Annotated in this window: 16 protein-coding genes; 7 read left to right on the top strand and 9 right to left on the bottom strand. The window is 64.4% G+C overall.

The annotated features are described in order from the left end of the window. Positions 1-103 precede the first annotated feature (103 nt). The gene (locus OXR00_RS09775; RefSeq protein WP_267388061.1) at positions 104-1,408 is read left to right on the top strand and encodes an isoprenylcysteine carboxylmethyltransferase family protein; all 1,305 of its coding nucleotides are present in this window, start codon (positions 104-106) and stop codon (positions 1,406-1,408) included. Here OXR00_RS09775 and OXR00_RS09770 read toward each other — a convergent pair. The 5 genes from OXR00_RS09770 to OXR00_RS09750 form a co-directional block, all read right to left on the bottom strand. Then, positions 1,405-1,956: an NADPH-dependent FMN reductase gene (locus OXR00_RS09770; RefSeq protein ID WP_267388060.1), complete on the bottom strand. Its 552-nt coding sequence runs from the start codon at positions 1,954-1,956 to the stop codon at positions 1,405-1,407. The two genes, OXR00_RS09775 and OXR00_RS09770, sit on opposite strands and share 4 nt — an antisense overlap. Beyond that, complete coding sequence (locus tag OXR00_RS09765; protein WP_267388059.1) at positions 1,956-3,329, bottom strand: glutamate--cysteine ligase; 1,374 nt, start codon at positions 3,327-3,329, stop codon at positions 1,956-1,958. Before OXR00_RS09765 ends, OXR00_RS09770 begins: the two co-directional genes overlap by 1 nt. Before the next feature lie 304 nt (positions 3,330-3,633). After that, a complete protein-coding gene (locus tag OXR00_RS09760; protein ID WP_267388058.1) occupies positions 3,634-4,674 on the bottom strand; it encodes a glycoside hydrolase family 99-like domain-containing protein in 1,041 nt (346 codons plus the stop codon). Then, complete coding sequence (locus tag OXR00_RS09755; protein ID WP_267388057.1) at positions 4,671-6,119, bottom strand: lipopolysaccharide biosynthesis protein; 1,449 nt, start codon at positions 6,117-6,119, stop codon at positions 4,671-4,673. Before OXR00_RS09755 ends, OXR00_RS09760 begins: the two co-directional genes overlap by 4 nt. Beyond that, positions 6,116-7,267 (bottom strand): glycosyltransferase, encoded by a 1,152-nt coding sequence (locus OXR00_RS09750; protein ID WP_267388056.1) that lies wholly within the window; start codon positions 7,265-7,267, stop codon positions 6,116-6,118. The genes OXR00_RS09755 and OXR00_RS09750 overlap by 4 nt, the downstream gene beginning before the upstream one ends. A gap of 285 nt (positions 7,268-7,552) precedes the next feature. On the opposite strand from OXR00_RS09750, the gene OXR00_RS09745 reads away from it, so the two are divergent. Further along, on the top strand, positions 7,553-8,833 hold the full coding sequence (locus OXR00_RS09745; protein ID WP_267388055.1) for an O-antigen ligase family protein: 1,281 nt from the start codon (positions 7,553-7,555) through the stop codon (positions 8,831-8,833). A 22-nt stretch (positions 8,834-8,855) separates the two neighbouring features. Here the strand turns inward: OXR00_RS09745 and pepF are convergent, their stop codons facing one another. Then, positions 8,856-10,718: an oligoendopeptidase F gene (pepF, locus tag OXR00_RS09740; RefSeq protein ID WP_267388054.1), complete on the bottom strand. Its 1,863-nt coding sequence runs from the start codon at positions 10,716-10,718 to the stop codon at positions 8,856-8,858. Positions 10,719-10,880: 162 nt separating this feature from the next. Here pepF and OXR00_RS09735 point away from each other — a divergent pair, with 162 nt between their 5' ends. Beyond that, complete coding sequence (locus tag OXR00_RS09735; RefSeq protein WP_267388053.1) at positions 10,881-11,408, top strand: hypothetical protein; 528 nt, start codon at positions 10,881-10,883, stop codon at positions 11,406-11,408. A gap of 33 nt (positions 11,409-11,441) precedes the next feature. Here the strand turns inward: OXR00_RS09735 and OXR00_RS09730 are convergent, their stop codons facing one another. Next, positions 11,442-12,437 (bottom strand): aldo/keto reductase, encoded by a 996-nt coding sequence (locus OXR00_RS09730; RefSeq protein ID WP_267388052.1) that lies wholly within the window; start codon positions 12,435-12,437, stop codon positions 11,442-11,444. Between the two features lie 97 nt (positions 12,438-12,534). Here OXR00_RS09730 and OXR00_RS09725 point away from each other — a divergent pair, with 97 nt between their 5' ends. Both OXR00_RS09725 and OXR00_RS09720 read left to right on the top strand, forming a co-directional pair. Then, positions 12,535-13,437, top strand: coding sequence for a LysR family transcriptional regulator (locus tag OXR00_RS09725; RefSeq protein WP_267388051.1), 903 nt, complete (start codon positions 12,535-12,537; stop codon positions 13,435-13,437). A gap of 51 nt (positions 13,438-13,488) precedes the next feature. Further along, complete coding sequence (locus tag OXR00_RS09720) at positions 13,489-14,460, top strand: GNAT family N-acetyltransferase (protein ID WP_267388050.1); 972 nt, start codon at positions 13,489-13,491, stop codon at positions 14,458-14,460. Positions 14,461-14,666: 206 nt separating this feature from the next. Here OXR00_RS09720 and groL read toward each other — a convergent pair whose 3' ends face one another. Both groL and groES read right to left on the bottom strand, forming a co-directional pair. Beyond that, positions 14,667-16,313 carry a chaperonin GroEL gene (gene groL / locus OXR00_RS09715; protein WP_267388049.1) on the bottom strand — a complete coding sequence of 549 codons (1,647 nt, stop codon included), beginning with the start codon at positions 16,311-16,313 and terminating at the stop codon, positions 14,667-14,669. 52 nt (positions 16,314-16,365) lie between these two features. After that, on the bottom strand, positions 16,366-16,653 hold the full coding sequence (gene groES, locus OXR00_RS09710; protein ID WP_242150152.1) for a co-chaperone GroES: 288 nt from the start codon (positions 16,651-16,653) through the stop codon (positions 16,366-16,368). 209 nt (positions 16,654-16,862) lie between these two features. Between groES and sppA the strand changes: the two genes are divergently transcribed. Both sppA and OXR00_RS09700 read left to right on the top strand, forming a co-directional pair. Continuing rightward, positions 16,863-18,737: a signal peptide peptidase SppA gene (gene sppA / locus OXR00_RS09705; protein ID WP_267388048.1), complete on the top strand. Its 1,875-nt coding sequence runs from the start codon at positions 16,863-16,865 to the stop codon at positions 18,735-18,737. Further along, positions 18,731-19,294, top strand: a complete 564-nt coding sequence (locus tag OXR00_RS09700) for a GNAT family N-acetyltransferase (RefSeq protein WP_267388047.1) — start codon at positions 18,731-18,733, stop codon at positions 19,292-19,294. The genes sppA and OXR00_RS09700 overlap by 7 nt, the downstream gene beginning before the upstream one ends. Positions 19,295-19,309 lie beyond the last annotated feature (15 nt).

The following is a 19,309-nucleotide window of genomic DNA, read 5'->3' as shown; positions in this document are numbered from 1 at the left end:
CCAGTTCGCTTGCAGGCAATCGGCGGGTGTCATGCCCGGCTGCGACCGAGACCTCAATCAAGCTTTACGGGTCGCTAACCACTGCGGCGCTACAGCGTGCGGCATGTTCCACGATACCGCTCTGTCGCGCGCGGCGCGTGCCGCCGATCCCCGTCCGCGATCTGCGGTCAGCACCGGGTGCGGGCTGGCCGGCCTGGCCGGGCTGCTGGTGTGGATCGCAATTGCGCGAACGTTCGGAATGGACGGGCCATTGTCCGCCATGGCCAATGTTGCAGCCTGTGGGTTGCCGATGGTCCTGTGGTCCGTGCTGGTCGATAAGGTGCATCGCAACCCCTCCACCGGGATCGACTGGTCGAATCCCAAGCCGCTGCGCGAGACGTATGAGATCAGCCTGACCAAGCTCGCCGGGCTGTGGCTGACCTGGGCCGCGATCGGAATAATCTATGGGCTTGAGCGGTTCTACTGGGACGGCAACTATGTGTTCGCGATGTGGTGTCTCGGCATCGCCGCGCCGGTGATGTTCGTGGTCTCGATCCCGTACATGCTGTGGATCGATCGTCACCTCACCGAGCCCAGGGATGGCGCATGGGCATTGGGTGCATGGTTGATGGGACTGGCCGAGCCGATCGAGCGCGAGGCGATCTATGCGCACCTGCGTAGCTGGGCTGTGAAGGGGTTCTTCCTCGCCTTTATGTTGGCGATCGTGCCACCGGGGTTCGGCGACTTCATTCGCGGGGATAGCGCGCAGGTGCTGCACGACCCGGTTGCGCTCGCCAACTGGCTCATCACCTTTATGTTCGTCATTGACGTGGCGTTCGCGACCGTCGGCTACATCCTGACCCTGCGCCCGCTCGACTCGCATATCCGTAGCGCGAACCCCTTCATGGCGGCCTGGACGGCCGCGTTGATCTGTTATCCGCCCTTCGTGCTGATGGGCGATGGCGGCGTGCTCGACTACCATGTCGGCACGCGTGGGCCGGACGGCTGGACGATCTGGTTGGCGGGTCACCCGATCCTGATGGCGGCGACCGGCGCGCTGCTCGTCGCGCTGACGGCGATCTATGCGTGGGCGACGATGGCGTTCGGTCTGCGCTTTTCCAACCTCACCAACCGCGGCATTCTGACGCATGGTCCGTACCGGTTCACGCGGCATCCGGCATACCTTTCCAAGAACCTGTTCTGGGTCATCTCCACGCTGCCGTTCCTCACTACCGGTTCGTGGCTCGATGCGGTGCGCGCGTGTGCGCTGATGGCGGTGACGGCGGGCGTGTACTATTGGCGTGCGCGTACCGAGGAACGTCACCTTGAGCTGGACCCGGACTATCGCGCGTATTCGGAATGGATGGCGCGTAACGGTGCCGTGCCGCGCCTGTTCGCCAGACTGACCGGAAAGCCCCGCGCCGGTTAGGCTGCGAGCGCGGCGGCGAGTTCGTCCAGCGCCTGGCGGACCGTGCCAACGTGTGTGGCGAACACCTCGGTCGCGTCGATCTCGCCGGTGTTCGCCTCGATCAATGCGCGCGGCAGCGTAAGTTCCGGGCAGGTTGCTACGGTACGCAGCTTCAGGGCGGCCAGAACCTCGCGCAATTGCGCGCCGCACTTGCCGCCGCCATGACCGCCGTAGCTGACGATGACCGCCGGCTTGTCGGCCCACTCGCGGTACAGATGGTCGATCGCGTTCTTCAACGCCGCCGGATACCCCCAGTTGTATTGCGGCGTGACAAACACAAAGCCGGGCGCGGCCGCGATCTTCGCGCTCCATGCGCGCGTGTGTGGCTGAGCATAAACTCCGCGCTGCGGCATGTCCGGCTCGTCATCCATCGGCAGCGGCCAGTCGCGCAGATCGAGCACCTCGAAAGCGCCTCCGCCCGCGCGGCCGATGCCGGCAACCCAGTCCGCCACCTGCACGGCAATCCGCGTTGGTCGCACGCTGCCAGCAATAACCAGCGTGGCTGCCATCAGAACGTCATATCCTCGTACACGCGCGACACATCGCCGCCCCACGGGCCGTGATACTTCTCCAGCAGCACTTCCGCCGGAACCTTGCCGCTGCGAACCACTTCACGCAGCGGATCGAGGAAGCCGGTTTCGTTGCTGCCGACGCCATCGAAGCGCGCGCGCGCCGACAGGCCGGCATGCGCGATGTCGAGCACCTCGCCCGCGATGTCGCGAAGTTTGCGCCCGCCAGCGATCGGCGCGTCGAGGCCGAGCTTCGGGACCGAGGAACGCAGCGCCTCGCGCTCGTCCATCGTCCAGTGCTTCACCACATCCCATGCCGCGTCCAAGGCGGCGTCGTCGTACAGCAGCCCGACCCACAATGCGGGAAGCGCGCAGATCCGGCTCCAAGGCCCGCCGTCCGCGCCGCGCATTTCGAGAAAGGTCTTGAGCCGCACCTCGGGGAAGGCGGTGGAAAGGTGGTCGTTCCAGTCATCCAGCGTAGGCTTCTCGCCGGGCAGGATCGAAAGGTCGCCTTTAAGGAAATCGCGGAAGTTCAGCCCCGATGCGTCGAGATATTTGCCATCGCGGTAGACGAAATACATCGGCACATCGAGCGCGTACTCGGCGTACCTCTCGTAGCCGAAGCCATCCTCGAACACGAACGGCAACATGCCGGTGCGCGCGGGATCGGTGTCCGACCAGATATGGCTGCGGTAGGAGAGCATGCCGTTGGGCCGCCCTTCCGTGAACGGCGAGTTGGCGAACAGAGCGGTGGCGAGCGGTTGCAGCGCGAGGCCGACGCGGAACTTCTTTACCATGTCCGCCTCGCTCGCATAGTCGAGGTTGACCTGGATGGTGCAGGTGCGCAGCATCATGTCCAGCCCCATGCTGCCGACGCGCGGCATGTGGCGCAGCATGATCGCATAGCGTCCCTTGGGCATGATCGGCAGCTCGGCACGGGTCTTGTCCGGCCACATGCCGAGCCCGAGGAAGCCGATGCCGAGTTCGTCGCCGACCGCCTTGACCTGTTCGAGGTGGCGACCCGTCTCGGCGCAGGTCTGGTGCAGATTGTCGAGCGGCGCGCCCGACAATTCGAACTGCCCGGCGGGTTCGAGGCTGAGGCTGCCGTCCGCGCCCGTCATCGCGATGACGTTGCCGTTCTCGATCACCGGCTCCCAGCCGAAGCGCTGCAGGCCCATCAGGAGAGCACGAATGCCGCCTGCCTCGTCATAGCTCGGCGCGTGATGATCGGAGCGCGCGTAGACGAACTTCTCGTGCTCGGTGCCGATCCGCCAACGGTCTTTGGGCTTCTCGCCCTTCGCGAAACTCGCGATCAACTGGTCGCGGTGTTCGATGACCGCATGCTTGGCGGGGGGGGCGGTCTTGGTGCTCATGGCCGCGCCTTAGCGGGGCGGTCGGCGACGCGCTAGGGGATAAGCAGCGCCTTAAAACCGATCAGTACAAAAAGCGGACAGCTTCACGGGCGCGCGCGGGATTTTGAGCTCCGGTGGGACAAGCGGAGACGTGGGTAGGCAGGTAACGCGATGCCAATCGGCGCGGTCCCGATCATCGTACGATGCAGCTATTCCAGCCCGGTGTTCTGCATATACCCTAAGGTGAGCGGAAGGCCATACAGCCCGATACCGGCCTTCGGCGAAACGGCATTGAAGATCACCAGAACCACGCCTGGGACGGTAATCAACGATGGCGCAATCCATGCCCGAAGGTTGCGCTCACGTCGTTGAGCAAGGCATCGCCCGCTTTTTTGGTCGGCTCGATGAAGCTGCCTTCACCATATTCGTTCCAGCAACAGATTACGCCCGCGTCGATACGCCTGTCGATCATGAACTCGCGCGCCGCCCGCAAATGTGTTTCGAACTCGGACGGGGTCGGGATCGAACCGTCACGATCGGGCATCGGTCCCCACGGACGATGATCCCAACCCGATGTGATCGGAAGGATCGGCTTGAAGCCTGTAAACCGCGCCATCCGCTGCCACTGCTCGCGATATAGCGCGTCCAGATTCGCATAGCCTTTGCCGTTGATATGACTGTCTGGGCGGCTGTGCATGTTGTAGGCGCTGATCGAGGAGAACCCATTCGCGGTGGCCATCGGAATGATGGTGTCATTGCCGGAAAACACGCCCGCAACGAAGTAGATCGGCGGCAGGTGGCGGCGACGCATTTCGGCCTGCGCATAGTCGGTCCATTCTGACGCGCTCGCGCCGGAGGCTTTTGCGTCATCGACAAAGCGCTGGGCATTGAACACGAAGATGACGTTGCCGCCGCCGATCTGAAAGAACCGGGCCTTGGCGAAGTAGCCGGCCCAAATATCCACGATGGCATGCCAGACCGGCGTCGTCGTGTGACCGCCGTGATTGGCCCACATGATGCTGAGCTGCGGGCGCGGCGTGCTGAGCGCGATATAGGCTTTGAGCGGGCCGTCCAGCTGCACCTTGCCGTTCTCGTAATACCAGTCGAACGCCACATAATCGAGGTGCGCGGCCTGCATCATGTCGGCCTGCTTCTGCAATGTGCCTCGGCTGCTGCCTGCGTACCAGCCGAGCAGGGGCTGACGCTCGGGAAAAGGCCTGATCCGTTGCCAACTGTCCGCCGCGTTGAACGGGTCGTTTGACCAGCCCGGGAAATAGTAGACGCCGATCTTTGGCGGTTCCGCCTGCGCGGTGGCAGCGGCGGCCAGTCCGGCCAACGATGCGAGGGCAATCGCTAACGGTTTCATGCGGTCGGAATCCGCGTCTTGCTCCGCACCAGTCCGACGATTTCATCGACGCCCTCACGATTGAGCAGAAGGCTCATCACCATGAAAACCATGCCGCCGCTTGCGAGGGAAAGGGCGGTGCGTTCGAGGAGCGCGCCGCCCGCGAACAGGCGCGCCAGCAACACGGCCATCACCGCGCCGATCACCGGAACGCCCGGTGCCAGGATCTGGCGATGATATTCGACAAAACCGACCGACGACAGCGGCCGCAATATCGCCACCCAGGCCACTTCGATAAAAACGAGATACACGCTCGCCATGCCCAGCGAGAGCGCAATCGGCCCGTACCGCGAACCCGCCCATGCCGCGATCGCGACCAGCCCTGCAAAGGCGAGCTGGTAGTAGAGCGCCGCCCGACTCTTGCCGAGCGCATACATATAGGTGCCGAGCGGATTCACCGAGGAGCGAAGCGCGAACCACAGTGAGATGTACGGCAGCAGCAGCCCAGCGCTGCGCCAGCGTTCGCCAAGCACCGCTGGCAGCACGTCGGCACCGAGCAAGCCGAGCGCCGCGTAAACGGGGAAGCATACCGAGCAGGACATGCGGCTCATGCGCAGATAGATTTGGCCGACGCGTACCGGATCATGCTGCTCCCGCGCCATCAGCGGCAGACCGACCCGCGAGATGACCGGGTTGATCGCGGTCATGATCTTCATGCTCAAATCGCGCGGCTGACCGAAGCTGCCGAACTGCTGCTTGGTGAAGAACACGCCCGCGATCAGCAGGTCGAGCTGAACGGTGAAGGAGATCGCGGCGTTGACCAGCAGCATGTCGAGCCCATAGGGAACGAACCGCCTCACGTCCGCCCAGGCGAAATGCAGGCTAGGCCGCCACGCGCGCGCAAGCATCAACCACGCCAGGATCAGCAGGCTGATCGAGGTTGCGACCTGACCCCAGATCACCGAAAACGGTCCGACCTTCGCAACCGTGAGCCCGACCGTCACCAGAAACCCGAGTGCCGAGGAGCCGACCTCGACCTTGATGATCGTATCGAAGCGCAGATCACGCTCCGCCAGCACGCGCAACTGGAGGTAGAAGCCATTGGCGACGAACAAGGTGCTGCCGATCCACAACATCGCCTCAAGCCGAGGCGCCGCGTAGAACCGGGCGATGAACGGCGAGGACGCCACCGTCATCAACGCCATGACCACGCCGACCGATACGTTGAGCCAGTATAGCGACGACTTCTCGTCCTCCGTCACGTCGCGAAAACGGATCAGCGCGCTGGATAGTCCGGCGTCGGAGATGTTCTGTGCGAGCTGAAGCAGCGACACCAGCAGGATGACGAGGCCGAAGTCGGCAACCGAGAGGAAGCGTGCGACGATCAGGAGTTGCACCGTCATCAGTGCCGACCGCAGGATGTTGCCGCCTGCGGTCCAACGGACCGATGTCCGCCCCGTGCTCATACCCGCACGCCGAGCGCGCGGCGGAACACCGCCTCATACTGGTCGCACGCGATCGGGATCGAGAACGCGCGCGCGCGCTCGATCTGCCGATCGCGCGGCGCGGGGCTGCGGATCATTTCGGTGATTGCTGCCGCCATCGCGGTGGCATCGCCGACGGGGACCAGCGTGCCGAAGCGGCCGTCCGCCACGATCTCGCGTGGGCCATCGGGGCAATCGGTGGTGACGATACTGGCACCAGAGCTGAGCGCCTCGATCAACACGTTGCCGAAGCCTTCCCAACCGGAACTCAGCACGAAGAAGCCGCTGGCAATGATAGACGGGTTGATGTCGGGCACGAACCCGGGCAGCGCGACCCGGTCGCCGATACCAAGCGACACGACCAGCGCCTCAAGATCGGTACGTAGCGGCCCTTCGCCCAAAATCACCGCCCGCACTGGCGGCTGCTGCTCGACCTGTGCCATCGCGTGGATCAGCGTTGCGAAGTCCTTTTGCTCGACCAGCCGACCTGCACCGACGATTACCGGACCCTTGCCATCGCGGGTCCATGGGTGCGCGAGGGTGGCAATGTCGGCATCGCTATAGGTCTGCGAGCGATAGGCGGGGTTGTAGATCACGGTGATGCGGCCGCGGTTCAGCCCCGCAAAGCGCGCGAGCGAATCAGCCAGACCGCCCGACACCGCGACGATTTCGCTGGCGAAGGGGTAGGCGATCGCCGCCGCCTTGTGCCATGCTTTCTGCTTCCACCCTTTCAGTCGCACATAGTCGGCCTGTGGGTTGGTGCGTTCGGTCAGCACGTTGCGTGCTTTGGTGCGTGACAGGATGCGGCCGAGCACGGCGGCGTTGTTGAACTGCGGCATTGCGCTCAGCACGATATCATACTTGCCCGCGCGCAGCAGCTTGGCGAGAGGGCCGATCGTTCCCCGTGCGCTGCTGGTCGGGTGGCGCAACCAGTGAATGTCGACGTCGGGCGCAACCCGATAATCCTGGTCGGTCGGCGATCCGGCGAGGATCAGCGTCAGGCTGTGCCCACGCGCCAGCAACTCGTGCGACAGGTTGGCGATCATATGCTCGACGCCGCCGGGTTTCAGCCCTTCGTAGAAGAAGGCGATCTTCAAGCCATGCCGATTCACATCGCGTGATGCTGTCATCAGAACGCCCCGTCTGTCATCATCATCCCCGATAGAAGCTGAAGGCGATCATTATCTGCGGCGTCATATCAGGCGCATCTTCTCGCGACAGCCTCGGGCGCCCGAATTACCGATAGAAACCTGTGGCGTTATGACATACCCGCCCGACAGAAGCCTGCGTCTTTGACAGGCGGGTCGGTGGGTGAGGTTGGTGTTGATCGAGTATCCTGTCGACTTCGCAGCCGAACCGCCAACTTGGCGGCCGGGCGAACCGCGCGTCCACGCACATTCGCTGCGAGGCTGACCATGAAGATCTCGACGACCTTCATCCCGGTGTTTCTCTTCATTCTGCTATTGTTCTCGGGCGTGACCTGGTCGCTCGTCGACTCCCAGCAGATGGTGGATACCGGCGGCGCTGCCGCGATCAACGTGTTCAACGGGAAGGCCGGCCTGATCGCGGGGCTGGTGCTGGTCTCGCTCTACCTCGCATACCTGCGCAATCCGATCCGCGCGATGGGTGCGCCGCTCGCGCTGTTCTGCGTGTTTGCCGCCGCTTCCGCGGCTTGGGCGAGCAATCCTGGCACGACCTTGTTCGCGCTCGCCAACCTGTTGCTGTTGCTCGCCACCGTCATCATTGCGCATAAGCTGCTCGGCTTTGCTAAGATGGTGCGTCTGGTGTGGCTGCTCAGCACCGTGATGATCCTGATCTCGGTCGCGCTCGCCCTGATCGACGATCGGCATGCCTTGATGGGCGGGCTTCATACCGGCCGTTGGCGCGGCATCTTCGCGCACAAGAATGCGTTCGGGCAGTTCTTGGCCGTCAACATGCTGATCAGCGCCTTTGGTCGACGAAGCCTGAATTTTTCTGGCCTGACCGTCTCTTCGGTGGTGCTGATCGACGTGGTTGCGTTGGTGATGGCCGATTCCGCCACGGCAGACATCGGCGTTGCCGCGGGACTGTTCGGCGGTATCGCGCTGTTGCCGATCCCCAATCGTGCACTGCGCAATTTATGGCGCTATGGAGCGATTGCGGTGGCGTGCCTGCTGGGCGCTGTGCTGCTGCTGCAACCCGAAATCGTCAACAACGCCGTCGGTCGCGATCCAACGATGAGCAGCCGTGGCGACCTATGGCAGGCGGCGATGCCGATCACATTCCAGCGCACGCTCGGCAGCGGTTACGGTACCGGTGGCGGATTGCAGGTATCGATTGAATTGCAGAAGCGGATGAACCGCACGACAGCACTCAGCGTGCAGAGCGGCTTTATCAACACAGCCTTGGAACTTGGCTGGATCGCAGTGCTCCTTTACGTCGTGTGGGCGGGCGCTGCGGTCGCCTCGGCGCTGCTCGATCGTAACGCCGCGCCGACGCAGACGCTGCTCATCGCGTTGCTCGCGTTGCACATGATCGAGAGCGTTTCCGAGGTGAACGGCTGTTTCGCTGCGAGCTGGCTGCTGCTCATCGTGATGGTGCCGATGATCGAGGTGCGGCTTGCCGGCACGCCGCGCTTCGGGCTGACGCGGCGACGCTATACGTCCATCGCGCCGGCGAATGCGCGGCCGGCCCCTAGCGCCGAACTTCCCGCCTGAACGGACCGCCCGGCGCGGCGGCTCACCCCATCAACGCCTCGCACTGATCGAGCGTATCCTTGAAGCTGGCGACGATCGCCTGATACGGCGTGCTGCTCGCCATATCGAGGCCGGCGCGCTTGAGGATATCGACCGGATAGTCCGATCCGCCCGACTTCAGCACTGTCAGGTACGTGTCGCGCTCCTTGGCACCGCCGTTGAGGATCGACCGCGCGAAGTACGACGCCGCCGAGATCGAGGTGGCATATTGGTAGACGTAGAAGCTGGTGTAGAAATGCGGAATGTACGCCCATTCGGAGCCGTACATATCCGAGATCGCCACCTTCGGCCCGTGATAACGTCGCAGCAGATCGAGGTAGAGCTTGGTCAACGTCGCGCCGGACAGGCCTTCGCCCGCCTCCGCCTTGTCGTGGACCATCAGCTCGAATTCACCGAACATCGCCTGCCGGTAGAAGGTCCCGCGGATCGATTCGAGCTGTTGGCCGAGGTAGAACAGCTTCTCCGCCTTGGTCTTGGCGTGTTCGACCATGTACGCGGCGAGCAGCGCCTCGTTGCAGGTCGACGCGATCTCGGCGAGGAAGATCGGGTAGTTGGTCTTCTCGTACACGTTGTTCTTGTTGGCGAGCAGGGTGTGCATCGCATGGCCCCATTCGTGTGCGTAGGTGGTCATCCCCTCGTAATTCTCGCCGAGGTTGAGCAGCAGGTACGGGTGCACGTCGAACGCAGCACCGGGGTTCATGTACGCACCGGATTTTTTGCCGGGGCGGGGCAGCGGGTCCATCCACTTCTTCGCGGTGGCATCGGCGAAGATCGCGCCATATTCGGGGCCGAGCGGTTTCAGCGCCTCGATCACGGTGGTGCGCATCTCGGGCACGGTCACCTTGCGGTCGAGCTGCACGAGCGGCGGGTAGATATCGTAATAGGCCATGTCGGGCAGCTTGAGCAGGCGGCGGCGCAGTTCGAAATAGCGGTGTAGTTGCGGCAGGCCGGCGTTGGTCTCGCGCACCAGCGACCGGTACACCGCCTCGGGGACGTTGCCGCCCGATAGTGCCATCGCCAACGACGTCGGATATTTCCGCGCCTTCTTTGCGAAGATATCGGCCTTGACGTGGCTTAGATACGCCCCGCCCAGCGACGATTGGAAACGGCCATATTCCGCCCAGAAGGTGTCGAATACCAGCTTGCGATCTGCGCGGACGGGCGCGTCACGGTTGAGCGTATAGGCCTGATCGTCGAGCCGAACCGTCTTGCCGGTGGACAGCGTCACGCTCGGCCAGGGGATGTCCGACGCGACGAGCTGTTCGCGAATGTCGCTGGGGCCGCTGAACGGCGCGGAGGTGCCGGCGAGCAGCACCTCGCCTTCGGGCGAAAGCGTGTGCGCCTCCTGCCTCAGGATATCGGCAAGCTGGAAGTCGAAGTGCGTCTTGAGCGTCTGATTGGCGGCGATGAAGCGGTCGATCTTCGCCTTGCCGACCGTCAACAGTTCCGGCGCCACCCACGAGGTCGCTTCGCCGAACGCCGTGTAGAGGTCGGTGGCAAGCGCCTCCTTCTCCTGATTGGCGGAGTTGCGCAGATCGGCATCGGCCTTCAGGCTGGCATAGGTGTAGATGCGCGAGATGGTGCGGTCGAGCGCGGTCTGCGCCGACAGCGCCTTGGCCAGCGCATCGGCACTGGTGCCGAGCGTGCCCTTGTATTTCGCGAAGCCCGGCAGATCGGCGAGCGCCTGCTTGCGCGCCGCATCCCAGGCGGCATCGCTCGGGTAAAGATCGCTCAGATCCCATGCCACGGCACCGGCGGCCGACGTTTGCGCGAAGGCGGGCATAGTGGCCGCAAGCGTGGCTAGGCTGGCTGCGGCGATCGCCTCGCGGCGGGACAGGTCTGGCATGATGTGCTCCGAACTCGAGAATGGCTTGGTGATGCCAAAGCCGGCGTGGCTTGGCTAGGCAGTCCGCCAATCGGCAAGGATGACGTATTTTTCATTTCGTAGCTGTAACATGTCTGTCGGATGTGCGTTCGGGCAGCGGTATTAATCGGAGGAACATCGACCATGCGCATCCTGCTTAGCCTCGCCGCCGCTGGCCTGCTGCTGTCGCCGGTCACTGCCGCGACCGCTCAGCAGCAGGGCGGCGGGATCGGCCAAGTCGTGACCCAACCGCTGCGGGACACGCGCCTGCGCGATCAGAAGATCCCGCCGGTCCTGCAACGCGCCGCGTCTGCGCCATATTCCTCGACCGGAACCGGCACCTGCGCCGAAATCGCCGCGCAGGTCCGTGATCTGAACCGCGCGCTTGGTGCCGATGTCGACACGCCGGCCCGGCAGAAAGGCGAAGGCTCGGCGATTGCGGCGGCAGGCGCGCGTGCGGTCGTCGGCACGCTTATCCCCGGGCTTGGCCTGGTGCGTGTTCTTACCGGCGCGGACAAAGCGCAGCGTCGTGCGGAAGCGGCGGTTTATGCGGGTTCGGTAAGGCGGGGCTTTCTGAAGGGGCTTGGCCTCGCCAAACGCTGCGCAGGCGGTGCCGCGCCCACCGTTAGCTCGCTTGCCGAGCGACCGGAATTGCTGGACGCGGACAAATAGCCGGGGTGGCGCGGTGCCACCCCGGCGTCGCCGTCACCGTTCGCTGTCGAGCATCGCCATCAGCGGCTTGGGGTAGCGGTCGCCCGAGGCGGCGTCGCGCGGGACCGCCGCCTCGATCGCGGCAAGATCGTCGGCGCTGAACGCCACATCCGCCGCGCCGAGTGCCTCGGTCAGCCGCGTTCGGGTGCGGGCGCCGATCAGTGGCACGATGTCGGAGCCCTGCGCCGAAACCCACGCGATCGCCGCCTGCGCCGTGGTGATGCCGCGCCCCTGCGCGACCTTCGCCAGCGCATTGACCAGCGCGAGGTTGCGGTCGACATGCTCCGCCTGAAAACGCGGGCTGTGGCTACGGAAGTCGTCCGCAGCCGCGACCGTGCCCGGCTTCCAGTGGCCGCCGATCAACCCGCGCGACAGTACGCCATACGCCGTCATGCCGATCCCGAGTTCACGCAGCACCGGCAGGATCGTGTCCTCCACGCCGCGTGAGACCAATGAATATTCGATCTGGAGGTCGCAGATCGGATGCGTGGCGGCGGCACGACGAAGTGTTTCAACGCCGACTTCGGACAGTCCGATGTGCCGGACGTAACCAGCCTGAACCATTTCCCCGATCGCGCCGACGGTATCCTCGATCGGCACGTCCGGATCGAGCCGACCGGGCCGATAGATGTCGATATGGTCGACGCCAAGCCGCTGCAACGTATAGGCAAGCGCGGTTTTCACCGCCGCAGGCCGACCGTCGAAGCCGAGCCAACTGCCGTCGGGCGCGCGCAGGGCGCCGAACTTGACGCTGAGCTGTACCGTATCGCGATCGCGACCGTGCAGCGCTTCGGCGATCAGCAGTTCGTTGTGGCCCATGCCGTAGAAGTCGCCAGTGTCGATCAGCGTGATGCCGGCGTCGAGCGCGGCGTGGATGGTGGCGATACTCTCGTCGCGATCTGACGGGCCGTAGCTGCCCGACATGCCCATCGCGCCGAGGCCGAGCGTCGACGTGCGCGGGCCGGTTTTGCCGAGGTTGGTGGTTTGCATGGAACGTGCTCCTTTGCTGTGGTGGCAGCTATCTAGGAGCTGAAGGATTGTGCGATAATCCGGTTCAGCTCGAACAACATGTACGGATTTCAGAACAATGGTGGATGCCGACCTGACCGATCTCGCCGCCTTCGCGGCAGTCGCCGAACAGCGGAGCTTCCGCCGCGCCGCCAACCTGCGCAATGGCTCGGCATCCACCTTCAGCACCAGCGTGCGGCGGCTGGAGGAGCGGCTCGGCGTGCGGTTGCTCCACCGCACTACCCGCAGCGTCACACTAACGGAGGCGGGTGAGGAACTGTTCGCCTCGCTTCGCCCCGCGCTTGCCGAGATCGGGCGCGCACTTGATGTCGTTGGTGGTTCCGTCGCTTCGCCCCGGGGGACCTTGCGGCTGAACGTGCCGGTCGGCGTGTCGGAGTTGATCCTGCCGGCGCTGCTCGCGCGCTTTGCGATGCGCTACCCGGAGATTCGCGTCGATGTGACGGCGGATGACAGCTTCGTCGATATCCTCGCCGGCGGCTTCGATGCCGGCATTCGCTATGACGAACGGCTGGAGCAGGACATGATCGCGGTGCCGATCGGGCCGCGCCACGACCGCTACGTGACGGTCGCGTCTCCGGACTATCTCGCGCGTCACGGCGTACCCGAACATCCGCACGATCTGTTGCGTCACCGTGCGGTGCGGCATCGCTTCGCCAGCGGCCGAATGGGCGAGTGGGAGTATGAGAAGGACGGGGAAACGATCATCGTCTCGCCACCCGCGCATTTCGTGACCAATCGCATGCCGCTTCTGCTGGCGGCGGTAGAGGCGGGGGTCGGGCTGTTCGGCGGGTTCGAGGCGTATGTCGCGCCTGGGATAGCGCGCGGAACGATGGTGGAGGTGCTGGCGGACTGGTCGACGCGTTTCTCCGGTCCGTTCCTGTACTTCGCTGGCCGGCGGTTGATGCCGGTGCCGCTAAGGGCATTCGTCGACTTTTTACGGGAGGAAGCAAACCACAGCTAGCAACCCTCTGTTTACCTGATAACGTGCTTATAACATGTTATGGAGAAAGATATGTCGCGCGATGTGCTGGCGGATTTCGGCGCTGTGTTCCTGAGCAGCCGGCTCAAACGCCTTGCCGAACGGATGCAGGGGGAGGCCGCCACCGTTTTGCGGAACGCCGGCGTGCCGATCCAGCCAGGCCAGATGCCATTGCTAGCCGCATTGGATCGCTACGGGCCGCTCACCATCAGCGAAGCGGTGGAGGCGCTTGGCGTCAGTCAGCCAGCCGTTACCCGCACCGTGACGGCGCTGGTCGCGCTAGACCTCGTCGCACTCACGCGCGATCACAAGGACCAGCGCCAGAAGACGATCACGCTGACGGCGGCAGGCTCGACGCTCGCCGATCATGCCAGCGTCGCGCTCTGGCCGCAGGTCGGCGCGGCGGCGGTGGAACTGTGCGAGGGACTTGCCGGCCCGTTGCTCGATCAGATCGCCACGCTCGAACGGCGCCTAGCCGAGCAACCGCTCGACATGCGTGTCGCCGCCATGCTGGCGCGTTCCGCTCCGCCACTCGTGTTGCGCGAGTTTACCGACGATCTCGCGCCGCTCTTCCACGATATTAACGCCGAGTGGATCAGGACGATGTTCGCCCTAGAGGATACCGACCGCGACGTTCTCCAAAACCCGCGCGAGCGCATCATCACGCCCGGTGGTGCAATCCTGTTCGTCGAGGCGCCGGGCGTCGGGATCGTCGGCACTTGCGCGTTGCAGAAGACCGCAGAGCGCCAGTTCGAGCTTACCAAGATGGGTGTCAGCGCGGCCGCGCGTGGGCGCAAGGCGGGCGAGTTCCTGCTCACCGCGATGATCGCGCGGGCGCGGAACATGGGGGCGGAGACGCTTTACCTGCTTACCAGCCGCAAGTGCGCCGCCGCGATCCACCTCTATGAGAAACTGGGCTTCGAGCATGACGCCGACATCATGGCACGGTTCGGGGCGCGCTATGCGCGGTGCGACGTGGCGATGCGCTATTGCGGGGTGCTGTAGTCGAGGGCCCTTCGCCTGGACGCACGAAGGGCCGGGGAATCGCTCCCCCGGCCCTTTGTTTTGGTCCAGCTTGGAAGGCTGAGTGGTTCGGAATTGGCGACGGCGAAGCCGCCGCCTGTCGTCGGACGGGATCTGCGGAGTTGCCGCCGACCCGCCGGCCGTTCTGATTTCGTGTCGGGAGCAGCTTTCGCTGCTCCCGTCCGAAATCAGAAGTCCATGCCACCCATGCCGCCCATGCCGCCGCCGCCCATTGCGGGCATCGCCGGCTTGTCTTCCGGCAGTTCGCTCACGGCCGCTTCGGTCGTGATGAGCAGGCCGGCGACCGAGGCCGCGTTCTGGAGCGCGGTGCGAACGACCTTGGTCGGGTCGATCACGCCGGCTGCGACGAGGTTCTCGTACACGTCGGTCGATGCGTTGAAGCCGAACGAGGTGTCGGTCTGGTCGAGCAGCTTGCCCGAGACGACCGCGCCGTCATGGCCCGCGTTGCTGGCGATCTGGCGAACCAGCGCGGTCAGCGACTTGCGGACGATGTCCACGCCGCGGGTCTGGTCCTCATTCGCACCGGTCAGGCCGTCGAGGGCCTTGGTCGCGTAGAGGAGGGCCGTGCCGCCGCCGGGAACGATGCCTTCTTCAACGGCTGCGCGGGTTGCGTGCAGCGCGTCGTCGACGCGGTCCTTGCGCTCCTTGACCTCGACTTCCGACGCACCGCCGACCTTGATGACGGCGACGCCGCCAGCAAGCTTGGCGAGACGCTCCTGGAGCTTCTCACGGTCGTAGTCCGAGGTCGTGATCTCAATCTGCTGACGGATCGCATCGGTGCGGCCCTTGATCGATTCGGCTTCACCGGCGCCATCGACGATGGTGGTGTTGTCCTTGTCGATGGTGACGCGCTTGGCGGTGCCGAGCATGCCGAGCGTGACGCTCTCGAGCTTGATGCCGAGGTCTTCCGAGATCACTTCGCCCTTGGTGAGGACGGCGATGTCTTCAAGCATCGCCTTGCGACGATCACCGAAGCCCGGTGCCTTGACCGCTGCGACCTTGAGGCCGCCGCGCAGCTTGTTGACGACGAGCGTGGCGAGCGCCTCACCCTCGATATCCTCGGCGATGATGAGCAGCGGGCGACCCGACTGAACGACCGCTTCGAGGATCGGCAGGATCGCCTGCAGGTTCGAGAGCTTCTTCTCGTGGATCAGGATGTACGGATCGGCGAGCTCGACCGTCATCTTCTCCGGGTTGGTGATGAAGTAGGGCGAGAGGTAGCCGCGGTCGAACTGCATGCCTTCGACGACGTCCAGCTCGAAGTCGAGACCCTTGGCCTCTTCGACGGTGATGACGCCTTCCTTGCCGACCTTCTCCATCGCTTCGGCGATCTTCTCGCCGACTTCCTTGTCGCCGTTGGCCGAGATGATGCCGACCTGCGCGACTTCCGACGAACCCGAAACCGGCTTCGAACGCGACTTGATGTCCTCGACGACCTTGACGACGGCGAGATCGATGCCGCGCTTCAGATCCATCGGGTTCATGCCGGCTGCGACCGACTTCATGCCTTCACGCACGATCGCCTGGGCGAGCACGGTGGCGGTGGTGGTGCCGTCGCCGGCGACGTCGTTGGTCTTCGAGGCGACTTCGCGCACCATCTGCGCGCCCATGTTCTCGAACTTGTCCTTGAGTTCGATTTCCTTGGCGACGGTGACGCCGTCCTTGGTGATGCGCGGTGCGCCGAACGACTTGTCGATCACGACGTTGCGGCCCTTCGGCCCGAGCGTGACCTTCACCGCATCGGCGAGGATGTCGACGCCGCGCAGGATGCGCTCGCGCGCGTCACGGCTGAATTTTACGTCCTTGGCTGCCATGTTGGCTGACCTTTCAAACTAAAGTGTTGAGAAGAAAAACCGGGTAATTGGCTCAGCCAACGATCCCGAGAATGTCCGACTCTTTCATGATGAGCAGGTCTTCACCGTTGACCTTGACCTCGGTGCCCGACCACTTGCCGAACAGGATCTTGTCGCCGGCCTTCACGTCGAGCGGCGTGACCTTGCCCTCTTCGCTCTTGGCGCCGGCACCGGCGGCGACGACTTCACCTTCCTGCGGCTTTTCCTTGGCCGTGTCGGGGATGATGATCCCGCCAGCGGTCTTCTCTTCCGCCTCAACCCGGCGGACGAGAACGCGATCGTGCAACGGACGAAAGTTCATGCGCTGTCCTTTTTGTAGAGCATGTGAATGGTTGTTAGCACTCGCCAAAGGTGAGTGCCAGCGACGCTCATATGTGACTGAGCCGGGCGATCGTCAACCGGCGCGAGCGCAATTTTTGACCGGCTGTGTTGCCGCAACTGCACGGTGTTTACGCGTCTTCGGCGATGCTCTAGCGATATGTCGTCATCCGCCAACAGGAGAGCGGCAGAGTGAAACTCGTACGAGGTGCGTGGAAGCTTTTGGTCGGGATCAAGGACGCGCTCGTCCTGATCGCGATGCTGCTGTTCTTCGGGGTGCTGTTCGGTGCGCTTGCAGCGCGGCCGGGCGGTTCCGGCAACCGTGCGGGCGCGCTGCTGCTCAAGCTTGACGGTCCGATTGTGGAGCAGCCGGGTACGCCGGGGACGCTTGCGGCACTGACCAGTTCGCCGACCACCACCGAGTTTCGCCTCCGCGATCTGGTGCGCGCACTCGACAAGGCGAAGGGCGACGGCGACGTGAAGGTCGTCGTGCTTGATCTCGATGGGTTTGCGGGTGGCTATCCGGCCGCGCTGACCGAAGTCGGCGATGCGATCCGCCGTGTGCGCGACAGTGGCAAGCCGGTGCTGTCCTACGCCACCGCCTATACCGATGGCGCGTATCGCCTTGCCGCCAACGCCAGCGAGGTTTGGGTGAACCCGATGGGCGGCTCGCTGTTCATGGGACCGGGCGGATCGCAGCTCTATTACAAGGGCCTGATCGACAAGCTCGGCGTCACCGCGCACGTCTACCGCGTCGGCAAATACAAATCCTATGTCGAGCCGTACACGCGCGACGCCGCTTCACCTGAGGCGAAGGAAGAGGTCGTCAAGCTCTACCAGGTTATCTTCGGCCAGTGGCAGGAGGCGATTGCCAAGGCGCGGCCCAAGGCCAAGGTCGGCCCGTTTCTGACCGCACCCGACAAGGTGATCGCGGCGGTGCAGGGCGACATTGCCAAGGCTAATCTCGACGCGGGTCTGGTTGACAAGCTCGGCACCCGTCTGGATTTCGACAAACGCGTGGCACAGATCGCCGGATCCGACACCAGCAAGGCGGCCGGTAATTTCAAGACGATCGGCTATGACGGTTATGTCGCACGCAACCCGCTGCCGACCGGCGGCGATGCGGTCGGCGTGTTGACCATCGCGGGCGACATCGCCGACGGCAAGTCGAGCGGCGGCAATGTCGGCGGCGACACGATCGCCAAGCTGATGCTAGACGGCCTTGCCAAGAAAACCCTCAAGGCTTTGGTCGTTCGCGTCGACTCGCCGGGCGGCTCGGCGCTTGCGTCCGAGACGATGCGCCGCGCGATCCAGGAGGCGAAGGCGCAGAAGCTGCCGGTCGTGGTATCGATGGGGTCGGTCGCGGCCTCGGGCGGCTATTGGGTATCGACTGCCGGCGACCGCATCTTCGCCGAGCCGACCACGATCACCGGCTCGATCGGCATCTTCGGGATCATCCCGACTTTCGAAAACACGCTGAAGAAGATCGGCATCACCACGGATGGGGTGAAGACGACGCCGCTGTCCGGCCAGCCCGACATCTACGCGGGCACCACGCCGGAGGCTGACGCGATTTTCCAGGCAGGTATCGAGAACGGCTACCGCGAGTTTGTCGGCCGCGTCGCCGCCGCGCGGCACCTGACCCCGGCACGCGTCGACGAGATCGGCCAGGGGCGCGTCTGGGACGGCGGTACCGCGCGTCAGATCGGGCTGGTCGATCAGTTCGGCGGGCTTGATGACGCGGTCGCGGCAGCCGCGAAGCTGGCCGGGCTGAAGAGTTACCACGCCGAGTATCTCGAGAAGAAGCCGAGCGCATTCGCCAAGCTGATCGCGCAGTTCGCTCGCGACGACGGGGATGACGATGCGAAAAGCGGTGGCGACGCCTTCACTCGCATCGCCGCGCAGCACCGCGCCGCGTTCGCGCAGGCGCTCGGTGACGTGAAGCGGATCGGCACCGGCTCGGCGATACAGGCGCGGTGTCTTGAGTGTGAAGGGCTGGGCGGGACGCCGCCCGCGCAGGGTGACGTAGCACTGATGAACTACGTGCTGGCGCGCTTCGGATGGTGATCGCGGTCCGTCCCGCCACGCCCGACGACGCCGAGGCGATCGCCGGCATCTACCGCCCTTACGTCGAGGGCGCGACGGTGTCGTTCGAGACCGACGCGCCGGACGCGGACGAGATGCACAAACGCATGCTCGCCTCCGACGGTTATCTGCCATGGCTGGTGGTCACCGAAGGTGAGGCGGCGACGGTTATGGGTTACGCCTTCGCCGGCCCGTTCCGCGATCGGCCGGCCTATCGTTACACGATCGAGACCTCGGTTTATCTCGCGCAGGCGGCACTCGGCAAAGGCTATGGGCGGCAGCTTTACGACGCTTTGATCGATACGGTACGCGCGCAGGGCTTCGCGCATGCGATCGGCGTCATCACGCTGCCGAACGACTGGTCGATCCGGCTGCACGAATCGGTCGGCTTCAAACGCACCGGCGTGCTCCGCGAGGCGGGTTACAAAAACGGCCGCTGGATCGACGTCGGCTTCTGGCAGGTTGAGTTGAACAGCGCGACGATCCCGCCGAAAGAGCCGAAGCCGTTCAGCGAAACCGGCATGGTGTGGAACTGGTGACGAGGCGATGCTCGG

Source organism: Sphingomonas sp. GC_Shp_3, assembly GCF_026540945.1.
GTDB lineage: Bacteria > Pseudomonadota > Alphaproteobacteria > Sphingomonadales > Sphingomonadaceae > Sphingomonas.
Note: the sequence above shows the minus strand (reverse complement) of the source record. Positions and strands in the feature narration are given on the sequence as shown.